Consider the following 15,120-nt stretch of genomic DNA (forward strand, 5'->3'; position numbering starts at 1 on the left):
TGAATGACTCAATATACACGAAGAAATCTACTCTTCACTATCTTGAGCACAACGAACTGCATAAAAAAGTTACACAGCCATTAATACAACTCTAATGATCTCTCATAGGTTATTGTGATAGTAATAGCGAATACTTTGCTGCCGCCAACATTTTTTCTGTATTCATGGTACGTTTTCACCACAAAGCAGATTTTATTGTAATCTTACAGTATGACGAGGCGTATTGTCTTACTGTAGATTTCCCCCCAATGATAAAAGCTGGCTTAGCATAAGCGGTTGGCTCAACTATCATAGAATAAAAAACTTAACAACATTAATAAATTAGTTAGCACTTCAAATTAAAAAAATCGAAATAATACATTAGTAATAGAAGTTTTACTTCTTTATTTGGAACTACAACATTCACTGCATATGTTTATCATTTTATTTTCAGTAAGGTCATACTTATGCCAGCAACAAAAAAAGCTTCTACTTACTAATAGAAGCTCTAATATAAATATGCTCTAACGTTTTGAAATCACTTATGGCTCGTTACAGCCTCTCAAAAGTAATCACTAAAAAACTTTCACTGTATGCACACAGCCTGTTAATGCAACGAAGAGATTGTACTTATCACTCAGATATAACGAGCCCCTGCCGTTTAATCTCATGCCAGATAAATGGTGCGAACCGAGCAATTTGTGCGTTTGTCAAAGCATCCTCGCGGGTACGATCTTTATATCGAGCATAATATTCAGCACGCTCACTATCGAATGCTTCTTTATCCAACTGCAATACATCTAATATAATGTATGCCTGCTCTTCCTGCTCCGGTGTTAACTCTTCTGAGACAGCTATCATTCCAGTTTCCAGCATCAATTCGAATGGATAAAAATCTAAATCGAAAGGACAAACAATAACTTCCTGCCCACGATTCGAATTCACACGTCTGTCAGCAAGCAAGTAATTTTTCCATTCATAGGCTTGCCACGCATCCTGTGCTTTAGGAATAAAATGTTCTACACTACCTTCACGGTTACCCGCCCCGTCTGTATCTGGGTCAAGGTATACGGCGAGATATGCACAAATATCATGATAACTTTTATGCAGCATCGGAATAGCTCTGCTCCAATATCTTCGCCAAGAGAAATTAGCAGGCGGAGGATCTCCTTGCTGAACATGCTTTCGTTTTAAAAACCTTCTTCCCGGTTGCCGTATTAATTTATTAAATTTTTTGGGCTCTGGAGCTCGAGTCACCGGAATCATAAATTCCATCCCCGTTTTTCTGCCCTACTTCGCCAAAAAGACCAGAACGGGTCTGCTTGGTGCAGTGTCATCACCAGCTTGCGATGCACTAGCTGCGCTTCTTTCTCGTCTACACGATTGCGCACTGCCAATTTTGCCTCTTTAATCGCATCCTCACGCTGTTCCGAAGAATCTGTTTCCAAACCGAAAACAGGGCTTGTAAGCCAAGCAGCCGAAGAGCCACGACGAATCCATTCTTCTTTTTTAAGCTCGATTTCGCACTTTTTTCTATTTAAATCGAAAGAGTACAGCACATCTTCGGTTTCATCGAAAAAAGGCTCCAACGATGCTAATACTAATGGAGCATGTGTAGTGCATATGAGTTGGGTAGAAACATTTTGCCCCATGAGCAGATTACCCATAACAGACTCTAGAGACTGCAAAATACTGCGTTGCCATTGTGGATGTAAGTGAGCCTCGACCTCATCGATAAGCAGAATAATATTGCCCGATGGCTTCATTGAATATTTGTCACATAGCTCAATATGCTCGCTCCATGCCCAGGTAAGAGCATAAAGTAATGAAAGAATCTTTCGAATACCGGCAGAAGCATAAATTAACGGAGTCTCTTTTCCGAATTCAGATTTTATTGTTGGAAACTTTCGGCTATCGTCCGCTTTAACTCTACGTAAGTTCCCTATAGAGAACGGTTCATTTTTGGGAGAAAGATGTCGCACACCTTTTTTCAAACACGTATACGAAAAATTATCCTCACGCTGCCAATCTCCCCAATCAGATATTAATCCATTAAACTCTTGTCTGCGCTTCTTCTGAACTCCATTCCATAATTCAGACTGCGAATAGATGCGTGTTGTAGTATGTGAAAAGGATAACTGCATCTGCTCATAGTTATGCACCCGCTCCTGCATAAGTTTTCGAGCATACGCATCCGCTTGCGCTTTAACCGGATCATACATTGCAACGGTACCATCATACTTCATATAGACAACAATGGAATCACTGGGTGCATTCCGCCCATTTTGCCCCCTAGTATCCGTGGGCATACAATTCCAAACTTGCCCTAACCGCTGAAACACATATTTCTGAATCGTATCTTCAGTAACAATTGAGTCAAACTTCCCAATAATTGCGGACTCGTCAGCATTATATTTTCCATGTTCAGGTGCAATAAACGAACTCGGCATTGCCATTTCACCTGCCCATTCTTTTGTGAGCATCCACCATGCAACATCCAGAACGAAACTCTTCCCCAATCCGTTATCGCCTGTAAAAACAGTCAGCCTGTCCCCAAAGTCTATTGCTAGATGCTCAGAGGGTCCGACATTGCTCAGTGCTAAAGTTTTAATCATCAGCTTCTCCATTATACGACTCGGATGCACACACACAGCCTACAACACTAAAAAAATCTTCCAGTTACTATAGTCCACTCAGGTCTTTTGTCCAGTAAAGCATACCCTCTTTCCTTCTCTTTTCATTCGCACTCAGCACCTTAGATTCAAGCTCCACAAAAAAACGAATCAACCTGACATATACAATTCCACCATCGACATTCGTCTTGTAAAATTACAAGTCCATACCCATAACCGTGCAAGCACCACAGCAGGAAAAATATATGCAAAAAGTTACCACACAAAGTGTTTTCGACTCTATAAAGCAAGACTTCGGCTGCTCTGTTGGATTAACCCGTGAAGATTATGAATTATGCGCTGCCCGAGAGCATTCTTCTCAACAGAACTCGCCGGAACATTGCAGGGGAAAGCACATTTGCTTTCTGCGTTACTCTGGACATTGTGGAGCCAGCAACACAGGACGCCTCGCATATATCCTTAATCCTGATAAAAAAAATAGCTACGACATTATTCTCCGCGTGCACGTTGTTGTCGGTGAGGAAACAGAGTCCCGCGAAATGCCGCTTACACTCCCGCCAGCATCTAAACTTGGGTTAAGCTGCACAAAAACATTTTCTAATCCAGAAGCGGCACTGTGCTACACTATTATTCAAGAAAAAAAAGGAGTAGATGACGCTTTTGCATAAGTATCGTCATCGTGCCTTTCAAGCTAACCAAATGACCATGACGTACTACACGACATGCCCCCGCACAACATCTTCAAAATACGTATTTTATACGAACAGGCTGATTAAAGGTATTAACTATGGGACGTGGGCAGAAATACTATCAGTAACGCCCCGCTTCCAGTACTCTTGTAGTGCAGAAAATCACAGGGCTATAAACCACTTGCCCAGTGTATATGCAGACACACAATGTATGGAGGCTATGCATGAAGTATATGTTTTTTCTTCTCATTTTCTATATAGCCATCGCAACATTTGTGCTGCAAAAAGTTCTCGGTTTAGCTCAAGTTAGCGACGCGATATTCCCGGGCATTGCAGCCGGAATTTTGCTTACAGTTATCCATAAGACTGTGAAGCGAAAACTCAAAGAGCGATGAGACAAACTCCACTCTCCGGCACAACGACGCACAAAGCCCCCGAAAGTACATTTCGGGGGCTTGCTTTAGCACACAGGAAGCAACCCCATAACATCTAGAAAAATATATATACAGCAGACGACATTAGTTGTCCTTGTTGGTTATTCTCAACACTACATGGCAATACGCTCTATTTGACGCGGCAGCCCCGCTCTATCCCCACGGTTACTAAGTACGCATACCGACTTTCCGTAACGGGCATGTTGCCCTATATCAAAATGAAACCATGACATGCCCCCGAACGCTTCAATACGCTGCATAAATTCAAATTGAGGGGCATTAACATCGGTAAGCATTTCATCCCACAGTTCATCTGGAGTTACCGTTTTGAATTTACAGTCCATTGCACGAAATTGCTTGTGCTCTGAAAGCATTGCCCCTTCACTACAGTCCAGAGGTCTCCAGCCTGAGAATCTGAACATATGCGGTGCACCCTTCTGCCACTCATGTTCTTCATAAGCATGCCAATTGTTGATAGAGCAAGCCCCATACCGTTCCCGCAGTCTGTCTAACGTAATAAGAATACGATAGTCGAACAATCGGAACAGTACATTTTTATTTGAACGGTATACTGTTGCATATAACTCAGGCAACAAAACTGGTGGCGGCAAGAGCTCTTCAATTCTAAAATACCGCGGAACATAGACACTCCCCATTACTTGCCTCCACGCCTGAATGATCTCAATTCAGCCATATCTTTTCCCTTGTCTGAAAACATCTATACTCTTCGAGTAGTTATACGCCTAACCTGTACTTAAAAAAGCACAGATACACGTTGTCTCCCTGCATCACGCGAAACCAACTCAAAAAATTTCGAAAAAAGAAACCGCTTCACCATGCCAGATTCTAGCTATCTAAACCAGACCCCAACCTTCATTTGTTCCACCTCCATACCCACACGTTTCAACTATGCAATGTTACATAGCAGACCTTTGGCATAATTTTCCAACAATCAAATTAAAATCTCATTATACCCTGACAAGCTTTTTCATGAAGCGATGGGAGACAACACTAAGACCATCATACCACCCACTTTTCCCCAACACGGCAGCATGCCTAACGTCCCTCCTCATGTCCTTTCGCATTAGATTTTTTCGTGAGCAGAAAAAACGCTTTCTCTTTAATCAAATATTGAATTTTTTCTCGTGAATCATTACAGTCACTCGCGAGGTGAACATGCTAAACAGATTTTTATTAATGCTCAGCAACAGTGTCCTTTCTTTTACTCTTTTTTTTGTTATCTTATTTATACTAAGCTCTTCTCCATACCTAGGCTAAACAGTCATTTGCTGTCTGCCTTTTAAATTTTCTTGATACCACTTCCCCTTCTGCTCATATATTCGGAAGAGGTACTCTTTACTTATGTCCGCAAAAAAAGCCGCTCCTACATATGTAGAAGCGGCTTTTTTATGGCGTGCTGCCTGCGTGATGCTTTAACCTGCCAAACATTACCACCCTGTGCATCAAATAGCCGGATGATAACAATTTAGCTAACATGTGTGCCCCGTTACAGTAGTAACAGAGTTTTACCTTGTTACAGAGAGAGCACACACATGAAATATATTCTCACAGTTCTATGCCTGCTAGCCCTTTTAGGCTGCAAGCCTGAATACTACTTTCCAGACAAAACAATCCCGATGAATTATGCATTGGCAGCGAAAACACTAACTGATTTTCAAATATGTTATGGTCTAATGTCACAGAACTATAGTCTTGCGTTAAACCAAATGCTTGAAGACGGACGCTGTATTCTTGCCACTAACAAATTCTTTGTCCCTATCGGCACACCTACTCGCGATCAAAATTTTATTTACGGTATTATTTACCCTGACTGCGAATACGTATTCATTAACCAGAACTGGTACAAATACTAATACTAGTTGCTATGTATATCGCAATCGAATGCCACAAACCGTTTCCAACAGTTCACTAAGTGACAGTACTTTATACATAGGCAATTTTACACGGGGAGCAATGGCGGTAACATCTATCGCCTGCTCTCCCTTACTATTTCTCGCGTGTCCGTAAAGGTATACGTTTCCGCTAGCATCTTGCACAACAGCCGTAAGTATAAATCGTATATTTTCGGCGTGTTCTCTTTTTTTTGTATATGAAAAATCTATTGGAAATCCTTCATCAGTGAACCACAAAACAGTATGTGCAGAGCTAGTGTTGCGCGGATTCACATACTTTTTACGCTTCCGTGGTGCAACGGTGACCTCTACGATGCCCCCACTTCGCCTTTGCGTAATTTCTTCTATCAATTGCTCGTAGTTCCGTGCAATACTGCGTCTCCACCAACTATTCACAGCCAACACCACGACTACGACCACACCAATAATCCAGTACATACAACGCGCCTCCGTATTCGCACAGAACTAACTTCACTGTGGTGTGTTTCTACATTGTATGCTCAAGGGCTAGATCGCGCTGCATCCCGGCAAGCTAGAGATACAAAATATGTTTCGACACAGCAGCACTGCGTTGAAACATTTTTTTGCTTAATACCGCCTTAAGAGAAATAAAATAGCAGCAACGCAAGGTTGCAATGTAGCAACACACCTCTAATCAATTCATTTCTGACCAGAATGCTACTTTTCTGCATATCGATAAAGATATATCTTGCCTTACATATTGAAGATGATGCAAAAGAAAATACATTTTTTCACTCATGGCGGCAATAGCATTACGTAGAACACCTTGCTATATCGACAAAAAAAGAGCTGTATAAAAACAGCTCTCGTTACATTCATTATGCATGTCCCGTATGCTCAATCGGCATAGGAGACGATGTCCCCCCATCGTTTGTCGGATATATTTTTTTCTGCGGCAAGTTATACAACTCTGCGATACGATTTTCAAATTCGTGTAAATTGGGGACAGTATACCCCGCAGCTTGGATGCGACGTGCGCTTTCGTATGCTTTGATCCCTAACCCCAACCCTGCAACGATAACGTTTATTGTTTCCTGTGCACTCATTATGATTCCTTTATTACAACATAAGCTATTTATAACATGTTGTGAGTTGATTAAAAGATACTATCAACTATCGATGAACAAATAGCTAGCACAGGATTTCATATAGTGCCATGTGTATACACGTGTATCCACACAACGTTGCATTTTTTTATACTTGCAAAGTTTGCTGCGTTTTATTTTTAGTCATCAGAGCAAATTCTTTACGCATAAACGAAAGGTACATTTCAACCGATACTTCTTTATGCCCACATTGCTTACATACACGTTGACGCACAATACAATTGTCATCAGATACATTTGAACGCGGAACATGCGTTTTTGCTCCGCAGGCAGGACATAGCAACATCCTTTACCTCCTTGTTAATAAGTTCACTGTCTGTGTCATTTGCACGACACTACCCGCATCCAAATCAACCTGTAGTAACAAACTTGAAGTGATAAAAAAGATGCAGGCTTCATCCACTTTCATGCAATCTCTAAAATAGTACCTTCACCTTACTGTAAGATACTAAATAAAAATTCTTATCTTTATTTTATTTTTGTCTTTTTAAACAAAACAACATTGTAAAATTCTATAAAATAAACACTGAACACACTTAGCAACTACTATATGACAAATACTTTCCCTTTTAAAACAATCAGGACATTCCAAATTAATACAATAACCACACTTGGTAAATGTACTTTATTTTTTTCATATTCTTCTTTTTTCCAGTGAATAAATAAATACGCAAATATCTTTTTATAAGCCATTTTGACACTGCTCTTTACAGTATGATATTAATTTTTAATTAATTTTTGCAAACTGTAGAAGCACTTACGTTCCAAAACCGTTCATGCACTAATGTTGCGTCAACACAACAAAAAAAGTCAAGCCTTATGCTAAGACAACACAACAAAAAACGCACGACCTCCCGAAAGATAGATAAATACGATCCAGAAAACGCGCAGGCATGGGCAGTCATAATGACAAGAATACTAGCCTTACGTACACAAGGCAAAACAATGCAGCAAATAGGTGATTTATTCGGCGTAGGACGCGACACCGTATCCCGGTGGATAAGCAAGGAATTTGGAGGAGAAAAGACGACATTTGGCGACATGCTACGCTATGCAAAAGCACTGAACGTGCCGCTCAATGAGCTCTTAGGCGAACAGACCCAACCCATGCCAATATCTCAGTACAACAAAGCAGTCGGGCGTATTTTAAAAGAATTTGCACAGGACAGTGATATGTCAGCCACGGACATAGCTACACGCACTCCCCTTTCTATTACAGAAATCGATGCTGTCTTTTCTGGAAAAATTGCCGCTACGCCTGAGCAGCTTTACAGCATCTGTGCCGCGATAGAAGTCAACGCTACAATCGTATTAAAGCGGGCAGCAAAAAGCACCTCCCCAGCAGCATAGCACCGTTTCCTACGTGCCGCATTCACACCCCGCCTCGTTCTCAAAGGTTATTACCGTGCAGCCTGTCGGGCACTCTCAAGAGTGCCCCCCCACCTACCTCTCTTAAAAAGCCAATACGATGCGTCAACACAACAAAGGACTTATGCAACACTGCTTACAGCAGTAGCACCTTCAAATTTAGCTAAACAGAAACCCGTCCTCTAAGAAATATTAAGTCATTAATAATGAGTGACTTACACTTTATTGTGCAGTATTTTATTCACCAGAGAATATTTCCATTAACATATGGCAAGAGAGTGTTGCGATGCAGTACTATGACGATCATGCGTTTGAATATTCACAAATGACGCTGCCAATCAACTTGGAAGAACAATATGCAAAGTTCTTGCGAACCATTCCAGCAAACGGCTTCATCCTAGACGCTGGCTGCGGTTCTGGTCGAGACGCGCACTACTTCCTTGAAAAAGGATATAATGTAGATGCCTTTGATGCCTCAGCAAACCTAGCGAGACTGGCAGGAAATCTGACGGGTTTAAACATCCGCCATTTACGCTTACAAGATTTTACTCCACGTCCGATCTATGATGGAATTTGGGGGAACGCATCTCTATTACATGTTCCGAATGCCGAACTGCACGATGTTCTCGTATCACTTAAGCAATCCCTCAAACCCGGTGGAACATTTTATTGCTCATTTAAATACGGCAAGCAAAACTCTACAGATGATGCAGGACGAAAATTCACCAACAAAACCTGCGAAGCACTTGATAGTGATTTAGCAAATGCAGGATTTACAGCACGCCGTTCAATAACATTACAACATTCCATTACACCTGATGGTATCCCGCAAGACTGGGTTGCAGGAATTGCAATCGCTCCATAATGTTATTAGCCCTCGCTAAGGCGTATATCACCACTGGAAAGAACGTATTTCTTACAAAGAATACGTTCTTTTTTCTATCTTCATCCTTCCAACCTGCCCTCGTCTCTCCTCAAAAAAACCCAAAAATTTGAGATCTGCATAAAAGCACATTGCCATCGCACATTGAGACACGATGGGACACACTGATTTGCACTATTGTGCAAAAATCACAGCTTCAACAGCAACAAGAGAGCAATCCCCCCCGCCTGAAAACTGAAAGTCAATACTTAATGATCTTTTTTTTGCCTTATCGATGTATATTCTCTACTCATACAGTAGAATGATATAATAAAATGAAAAATTGAATTAGAATGATGTTACATGACATGTATTACATCTATTTCTACTTCATAAGAAACCGTTTTCACTACATCGTTGCATTAGTACAACATTTAAGACTGCAAACTTATCCTGTATACACCTCATCTTTTGAGAAAACAAAATGCCATGTATCCGGTTACACGATTTTTGTGTAAAAATTTATGTTACAGGAATGTGACAATATATCGACAAAAGCGTTGCAACATCGTTTTTTTTTTAGTAGCTCATTTTTCGCATTGACATGAAAGCGTTGTACACGCTCTCAAATGTTGACGCATTCTAACTAAGTTGCTGCTCTATACCTTTAACCTATTTGGAGAGAGAGGATGATTGGTATTTTCAAACCGGCACCGCACATTGCTCGCGTGCCAGAAGACCAGGTGGATGCAGAATACAAGAGAAACAAAATGAAAGTTTTTCTTGGTATTTTCATCGGCTACGCTGCGTACTACCTTGTACGTAAAAACTTTGCACTTGCTATTCCAGATATTCTTAAAGAATACCCAGAATACTCCAAAGCTATGCTTGGTACCGCAATGACAGGTTTGTCTATTGCATACGGTGTATCCAAGTTCATCATGGGTTCTATCTCTGACAGAAGTAACCCTAAATATTTCCTGCCTTGTGGCCTGCTTCTTTCCTGTGCGATTCTTGCTTTCACTGGCTTGAACCGTTGGGTATTCGAAAGCGTAACTCTGCTTGTTGTACTTATGACTCTGAACGGCTGGGTTCAGGGTATGGGTTGGCCTCCTTGTGGTAAAACCATGGTACACTGGTACTCCACCAAAGAGCGCGGCATGACCGTTGCTGTTTGGAACGTTGCACACAACATCGGTGGCGCATTAGTTGCTAACCTCGCGTTCCTCGGTGTTATGATGTTCAACGACTGGGGTGCAAAATTCTACTTCAACGCATTCGTTGCTGGTGGTCTTGCACTTCTCGTATTCATTCTCATGCGTGATACTCCACAGTCTTGTGGTCTTCCAAGTGTTGAAGAATACCGTAACGATTACCCAGAAGGCTACGACGCTAAGAAACACGAAGAAACCTTTACTTTCAAAGAAATCTTCTTCGAGCACATTCTTACTAACAAATACCTCTGGGCGATCGCTATTGCTAACGCATTCTGCTACTTCGTACGTTACGGCGTAGTTGACTGGATCCCTACTTACCTTCAGGAAGTTAAAGGCTACTCTTTCAAAGAATCTTCCATTGCATGGTCACTCTTTGAATACGCTGCTATTCCAGGTACCATTGTTTGTGGCTGGATGTCTGACAAAATCTTTAAAGGTAAACGTGCACCTGCAACAATCCTCTTTATGGCTCTCACCATGATCTTCGTTGTTGTATACTGGTTCAACCTCAGCGGTCCAAAATGGATCGATTACGTAGCACTCGTTGCTATTGGTTTCCTCGTATACGGTCCAATCATGATCATTGGTCTGCATGCACTTGACCTCGTACCTAAAAAAGCTGCTGGTACTGCTGCTGGCTTCACCGGCTTCTTCGGTTACGTATTCGGTTCCGCTATTGCTGGTTCCGGTGTAGGTTGGATTGCTGATAACTTCGAATGGCGTGGTGTATTCATCACCATGGTAGCATGTTGTGTGCTCACCATTCTCTTCAGCGCATTCACCCTTGGTCACAAAGCTGAGTCTAACGGCGCAAAATAGCATGTGATCTAAAGTTTTCTTTTCGTCAAACAGACGAATAAGATACTTGCATAAATAAAAAGTCCCGCTTTACATAAAGCGGGACTTTTTACTTTTGAAATAGCCAATTAAAAACAGCTAGTCAGCACGCTGCAGCAACACGCTATCGCAGCCATCAATCTCTTCAATAAGAACATCCACCTGCTCATTTCGCGCAGTTCCTATCTGCTTGCCTACATAGTTGGCTTGAATAGGTAACTCACGATGCCCGCGGTCTACAAGCACCATCAATTCTATACGGCTTGGTCTGCCGTAATCCAGCACAGCCTCAAGGGCGGCTCGAATGGTGCGTCCCGTAAACAACACATCATCAACAAGCAGAAGGGTCTTACCATCTACTCCCGAAGGAATATCTGTTTCATTAATCATTGGCTGCACATCAAGCGTCGTCCAGTCATCACGATATAAATTAATATCCAGTGACCCGAAATCTACTTTTCGACCAAGTTGTTCTTTAAGAACAGCCCCCACGCGTGCAGCAATATTCACCCCTCTTCTCTGGATACCAACCAGAACAAGGTTACCGCATTCACCATGATTTTCTATTACCTGAAACGCAAGGCGGTCAATTGTACGCCGCACTTCGTCATCAGTCATAACAGTCTTAACATTTCCCATCTATCTGTCCTTTGCTCTGGTTTTTCCATAAAAAACTAATGCAGTGTATCGTATCGTTTTTTTCCTATAAAAGAAACAGCCACCATTCAGCAGTATGTGACTTGCATCATGGGCTTGCATCTTCTTTAATACTATAAGCAAAGGCTAGTTGACTTTGCGCTCGGCAATCTTACTTAATAATTTCCTAACTATTGCTGACATCTCAAATCTTCTATTTAAGCTGCTAGCTCTTACTGGTTACTAAAAGCTTCACCTGTGATAGTATGCTATACTGAAATGGATTATCAGCCTTTTGTTCTTTTACACGCTTAAAACATTTGCACGACCTTGAACGAGGCAACTTGCATTCTCGAAATTTTACATCGAAGTATTTAAAAATCTAATGCTGTAATTCCATTTCTATTGACAAAGCTAATAACTGTCTTTACTTGATATGAACAACCTACGTGGAGGAAATTCAATGTTTACATTGACTGAAAACGCCCACAAAGAACTTGCGGCGTATTTTGCAGATAAGGAAAAATCCCCTATCCGCATTTATCTGGCTCCGGGCGGCTGAAGCGGCCCAAGATTGGCATTGGCTCTGGATGAGCCAAACGACGAAGATTCCGTATTTGAAGAGAAAGAATTTACTTTCTGCATCAATAAAGACCTCATTGAAAAGTCCGGTAAGATTACCATCGACCTTTCTTACATGGGCTTTGTTGTAGAGTCTGAGAACCCACTCGGCGGCGGCAGCTCTTGCGGCGGTTGTTCCAGCGCTGGTTCTTGCGGCTAGACTAGCTCAGCTTATAGAGGGCGACTTCAACTGAAGTCGCCTTTTTTATGCCCTATAACTGGCAGATGTAGAGAAAAGCACCCAACATTGGTCAGTGCAGCAACGCTTGGTGCTGTTCGAGCTATATAAATAACTGATAGCGATGAGGCATAATGCATGCTCTTATCTATCCATCACACATTAGTTTGACTTTATTTCCACCCGACAGGTAGAGTTCCTTCACATAAATCTCGGAGGAACACACAATGTTTACGCTAACAGATGATGCACGCAAATCACTCGATGCACACTTTGAAGATAAAGAAATCGCTTCTATCCGTATATACTTAGCTCCGGGTGGTTGCAGTGGTCCACACTTGGGTCTTGCATTAGACGAACCATCCGATGACGACGCAGTTCTTTCTGCTGATCCATACAACTTTTGTATTAACAAGGATCTGCTCGACAAAACGGGCGCTCTTACTATAGACATGCGATGCGAAGGCTTTGTTATTGAGTCTGAGAATCCACTCGGCGGTGGAGGCTGCGCCGGATGTGGCGGCGGTTGCAGCAGCTAAGTAATCGAAAACACCGAGCGGCTTCTTTGGAAGCCGCTTTTTTTATATCTACAGGAGTTACTGACGTGACTTTTAAAGAATCAGTATTGTACGCAATTAAAACTGCACACAAGCAAAAGAAAGAATTTGTTGTAGGTAAAGAGGACGGGCGCTGGGAAGTTCGTGAGCTGGCAGACCCCCGTTCCGACCAGATGTCTCCGAGCATTATTGTCACTGGCAACGGTATTAAATATCCTGACGATGAGTACCTTTATGCGCAGTTAATCGAAGAAGGAGCGTAAGGCGACCCTCGTGCTATTAGCGCATATAGCTCTTTCCGCCTATGTTATCGTATCAACTCCAGCCATGCGTTCGCATCGCATACGCCACATTCTATTTTGCTAAGATCATTTTCAGCATCTGAATGAATACCAGCGATAGCGTCGCGCAACGCAACCACACGGTAGTCATGTGCTGCTGCCTCATATATTGTTGTCCGCACACAATTCGCAAACCAAGTTCCCGCAATAGCAACTGTTGTTACTTCCAATTGCGTAAGCAAGTCATCAAGGCACGTTTTGTAAAAACATCCCCACCTTGGCTTATACAAAATACTCTCTGTTGCTGAAATAGGTTGTACCTGCCCTGCACATAACAGTTCAGCATCAGCAACAATTCCCTCAGGAACTATTTGCGAAACCGGCTGCATCCCCTCTGTCCCTGAAAGCACAAGCTTTAAACCATCTTGTACTGCCTCACGCCTGCAACTATCCACACTCTCAGCATTGTTCTCCGGCGAATATATGCGAATCACATGGATAATAGGTAACTGACGTTCACGGTAAAATTGTGCAACTTTAGCCGTAACAGATGCGGCAGACGCTGCCCCAACACCTTCTGCGGGAGCTCCCGGCAACACAAAGTCATTTTGCAAATCAATAGTGATAAGTGCACTCTTGTGCGGCTGCGGAACTGTATATTTCGAAAAATGACTAAACATAAAGTAATTCCTGTTCAAAAAGTTACGCAAAAAAAAACCGCACAATGTGCGGTTTTTTTATTTAAGACTGGCTATTTTTTCAACCAAGGCATCATGTCACGCAAGCGACCACCCACCTCTTCGATCTGATGAGCAGCTTCTATGCGGCGAGTTGCTGAGAAGAACGGGTAGTTAGCCTGAGACTCAAGAATAAAGTCACGGGCAAAGCGACCTTTTTGGATGTCTTCCAGTACTCGCTTCATTTCTTTTTTAGTTTCCTCAGTGATAATACGAGGACCAGTTACATAATCACCATACTCTGCGGTATCAGAAATGGAGTTGCGCATGTTGGCAAGACCACCTTCGTACAACAGGTCTACAATCAGTTTTGTCTCATGCAGGCACTCAAAATATGCAATTTCAGGCTGGTAGCCTGCTTCACACAATGTTTCAAAACCGGCTTTAATAAGTGCAGAAATACCACCACAAAGAACTGCCTGTTCACCAAAGAGATCTGTTTCAGTTTCTTCAGCAAAAGTAGTTTCAATAATGCCGGAACGAGCACCGCCAACGCCTTCAGCGTATGCCAAAGCCTTCTCCTGAGCTTTACCGGATGCGTCTTGGTGGACTGCAAACAAGCAAGGAACGCCACCACCCTGGGTGTAGGTACGGCGTACGAGATGACCTGGACCTTTCGGGGCTACCATGAATACGTCAACATCTTTCGGAGGAATAATCTGACCAAAATGAATGTTAAAACCATGTGCAAAAACAAGTGAGTCACCAGCTTTGAGGTTTGGCTTAATGTCATTCTCAAAGACAGAAGACTGGTACTGATCTGGGAGTAGGATCATAATAATGTCTGCCTGTGCAGATGCTTCTGCAGCAGACACCGGCTCAAAGCCGTCAGCTTTAGCTAAGTCATAGTTTGCTCCGCCGGGACGCTGCCCGACAACAACATTAACACCTGACTCGCGAAGGTTCTGAGCATGTGCATGCCCTTGGCTACCGTAGCCAATAATTGCTACAGTCTGATCTTTCAGGATTTCCAAGTTGGTGTCCTGTTCGTAGTAAACCTTCATCTCCACTCCCTGCCGTGCTGTGCACGGAACATATGTTAAGGTTATCG

At 42.4% G+C, this 15,120-nt stretch carries 18 protein-coding genes; 9 read left to right on the forward strand and 9 right to left on the reverse strand.

Annotated features, from left to right (window positions below; translation table 11 throughout):
• Positions 1 to 612: 612 nt before the first annotated feature.
• Positions 613 to 1,092, reverse strand: a complete 480-nt coding sequence (locus N4A56_RS11140; RefSeq protein ID WP_295547317.1) for a hypothetical protein — start codon at positions 1,090 to 1,092, stop codon at positions 613 to 615.
• A gap of 149 nt (positions 1,093 to 1,241) precedes the next feature.
• Complete coding sequence (locus N4A56_RS11145; protein WP_295547318.1) at positions 1,242 to 2,594, reverse strand: AAA family ATPase; 1,353 nt, start codon at positions 2,592 to 2,594, stop codon at positions 1,242 to 1,244.
• Between the two features lie 263 nt (positions 2,595 to 2,857).
• Between N4A56_RS11145 and N4A56_RS11150 the strand changes: the two genes are divergently transcribed.
• A complete protein-coding gene (locus tag N4A56_RS11150; RefSeq protein WP_293669657.1) occupies positions 2,858 to 3,280 on the forward strand; it encodes a hypothetical protein in 423 nt (140 codons plus the stop codon).
• Between the two features lie 245 nt (positions 3,281 to 3,525).
• The gene (locus N4A56_RS11155; RefSeq protein WP_295547320.1) at positions 3,526 to 3,696 is read left to right on the forward strand and encodes a hypothetical protein; all 171 of its coding nucleotides are present in this window, start codon (positions 3,526 to 3,528) and stop codon (positions 3,694 to 3,696) included.
• A 152-nt stretch (positions 3,697 to 3,848) separates the two neighbouring features.
• On the opposite strand, the gene N4A56_RS11160 is transcribed toward N4A56_RS11155, so the two are convergent.
• Entirely contained in the window at positions 3,849 to 4,391 is a 543-nt protein-coding gene (locus N4A56_RS11160) for a hypothetical protein (RefSeq protein ID WP_295547322.1), read from the reverse strand.
• Between the two features lie 897 nt (positions 4,392 to 5,288).
• On the opposite strand from N4A56_RS11160, the gene N4A56_RS11165 reads away from it, so the two are divergent.
• Positions 5,289 to 5,609 carry a hypothetical protein gene (locus N4A56_RS11165; protein WP_293669660.1) on the forward strand — a complete coding sequence of 107 codons (321 nt, stop codon included), beginning with the start codon at positions 5,289 to 5,291 and terminating at the stop codon, positions 5,607 to 5,609.
• A gap of 9 nt (positions 5,610 to 5,618) precedes the next feature.
• On the opposite strand, the gene N4A56_RS11170 is transcribed toward N4A56_RS11165, so the two are convergent.
• From N4A56_RS11170 to N4A56_RS11180, 3 genes are all read right to left on the reverse strand, one after another.
• Complete coding sequence (locus N4A56_RS11170) at positions 5,619 to 6,086, reverse strand: hypothetical protein (protein WP_295547326.1); 468 nt, start codon at positions 6,084 to 6,086, stop codon at positions 5,619 to 5,621.
• Between the two features lie 401 nt (positions 6,087 to 6,487).
• Positions 6,488 to 6,715 carry a hypothetical protein gene (locus N4A56_RS11175; protein ID WP_295547329.1) on the reverse strand — a complete coding sequence of 76 codons (228 nt, stop codon included), beginning with the start codon at positions 6,713 to 6,715 and terminating at the stop codon, positions 6,488 to 6,490.
• A gap of 606 nt (positions 6,716 to 7,321) precedes the next feature.
• On the reverse strand, positions 7,322 to 7,468 hold the full coding sequence (locus N4A56_RS11180; RefSeq protein ID WP_295547331.1) for a hypothetical protein: 147 nt from the start codon (positions 7,466 to 7,468) through the stop codon (positions 7,322 to 7,324).
• Between the two features lie 213 nt (positions 7,469 to 7,681).
• Here N4A56_RS11180 and N4A56_RS11185 point away from each other — a divergent pair, with 213 nt between their 5' ends.
• The 3 genes from N4A56_RS11185 to glpT all read left to right on the forward strand — a co-directional run bounded on the left by N4A56_RS11185 (position 7,682) and on the right by glpT (position 11,041).
• Positions 7,682 to 8,125: a helix-turn-helix transcriptional regulator gene (locus tag N4A56_RS11185; protein WP_295547333.1), complete on the forward strand. Its 444-nt coding sequence runs from the start codon at positions 7,682 to 7,684 to the stop codon at positions 8,123 to 8,125.
• Positions 8,126 to 8,429: 304 nt separating this feature from the next.
• Positions 8,430 to 9,008, forward strand: a complete 579-nt coding sequence (locus N4A56_RS11190) for a class I SAM-dependent methyltransferase (RefSeq protein ID WP_295547336.1) — start codon at positions 8,430 to 8,432, stop codon at positions 9,006 to 9,008.
• A 686-nt stretch (positions 9,009 to 9,694) separates the two neighbouring features.
• Complete coding sequence (glpT, locus tag N4A56_RS11195; RefSeq protein ID WP_293669666.1) at positions 9,695 to 11,041, forward strand: glycerol-3-phosphate transporter; 1,347 nt, start codon at positions 9,695 to 9,697, stop codon at positions 11,039 to 11,041.
• A 117-nt stretch (positions 11,042 to 11,158) separates the two neighbouring features.
• On the opposite strand, the gene pyrR is transcribed toward glpT, so the two are convergent.
• The gene (pyrR, locus tag N4A56_RS11200) at positions 11,159 to 11,698 is read right to left on the reverse strand and encodes a bifunctional pyr operon transcriptional regulator/uracil phosphoribosyltransferase PyrR (RefSeq protein ID WP_293669668.1); all 540 of its coding nucleotides are present in this window, start codon (positions 11,696 to 11,698) and stop codon (positions 11,159 to 11,161) included.
• 460 nt (positions 11,699 to 12,158) lie between these two features.
• On the opposite strand from pyrR, the gene N4A56_RS11205 reads away from it, so the two are divergent.
• The 3 genes from N4A56_RS11205 (at position 12,159) to N4A56_RS11215 (ending at position 13,314) form a co-directional block, all read left to right on the forward strand.
• Positions 12,159 to 12,476, forward strand: coding sequence for an IscA/HesB family protein (locus N4A56_RS11205; protein WP_293669669.1), 318 nt, complete (start codon positions 12,159 to 12,161; stop codon positions 12,474 to 12,476).
• A gap of 245 nt (positions 12,477 to 12,721) precedes the next feature.
• Complete coding sequence (locus N4A56_RS11210) at positions 12,722 to 13,033, forward strand: IscA/HesB family protein (RefSeq protein WP_293669670.1); 312 nt, start codon at positions 12,722 to 12,724, stop codon at positions 13,031 to 13,033.
• A 65-nt stretch (positions 13,034 to 13,098) separates the two neighbouring features.
• The gene (locus tag N4A56_RS11215) at positions 13,099 to 13,314 is read left to right on the forward strand and encodes a hypothetical protein (RefSeq protein ID WP_295547342.1); all 216 of its coding nucleotides are present in this window, start codon (positions 13,099 to 13,101) and stop codon (positions 13,312 to 13,314) included.
• A 44-nt stretch (positions 13,315 to 13,358) separates the two neighbouring features.
• On the opposite strand, the gene N4A56_RS11220 is transcribed toward N4A56_RS11215, so the two are convergent.
• Together N4A56_RS11220 and ilvC are read right to left on the reverse strand one after the other, a co-directional pair.
• Positions 13,359 to 14,012, reverse strand: a complete 654-nt coding sequence (locus N4A56_RS11220; protein ID WP_295547345.1) for an isochorismatase family cysteine hydrolase — start codon at positions 14,010 to 14,012, stop codon at positions 13,359 to 13,361.
• 71 nt (positions 14,013 to 14,083) lie between these two features.
• A complete protein-coding gene (gene ilvC / locus N4A56_RS11225; protein WP_293669674.1) occupies positions 14,084 to 15,073 on the reverse strand; it encodes a ketol-acid reductoisomerase in 990 nt (329 codons plus the stop codon).
• Positions 15,074 to 15,120 lie beyond the last annotated feature (47 nt).

Origin of the sequence: Halodesulfovibrio sp., from assembly GCF_025210605.1 — a bacterium.
Lineage (GTDB): Bacteria > Desulfobacterota > Desulfovibrionia > Desulfovibrionales > Desulfovibrionaceae > Halodesulfovibrio.